We start from the raw sequence: 509 nt of genomic DNA on the forward strand, positions 1-509 counted from the left end.
GTCAATTTTAACTTCATCAATCGGCAATGTTCTCAACATGCTTAGTGACGAGTAGCCCGTTCCGAAATCATCCAATGAAATCTTAAAGCCCAAAGCGTGCAAGCGCTCGCAAGTCGGAGAGAACTTTTCTAGATCTTCGATAAACAAGTTCTCGGTAATTTCTAACGTGATTCTATTGCAATCAAGATGGTATTTGTCCATCGCCGCCATCAAGCGCTCTATAAATTTGGCGTGTAGGAACTGCTTGACGGAAATATTGATCGACATCTGAATTGGGGTAGCAAGATGGGTTGTCAGTAAGCCCATATCTTCAAGGCTCTTTTCGATGATCAACTCACCCAAACGCACCATCAAACCTGAGCTTTCAGCGACAGGAACAAACTCGTTAGGTGGCACTTTGCCCAGTTCTTCGTCTTCCCAACGAACAAGCGCCTCAACACCATAAATCTCGCCATTGATGTTTAACTGCGGTTGATAGGCCATAAACAGCGTTTGCTTCTCAATCGCAA

At 44.4% G+C, this 509-nt stretch carries 1 protein-coding gene; it reads right to left on the reverse strand.

Going from position 1 to position 509, the window contains the following annotated elements; translation table 11 throughout:
- Positions 1 to 509: EAL domain-containing protein (locus R7Q48_RS31420; RefSeq protein ID WP_318134383.1), on the reverse strand; the 509-nt coding region annotated here is incomplete at both ends.

It is taken from the genome of Vibrio sp. 378, from assembly GCF_033339435.1.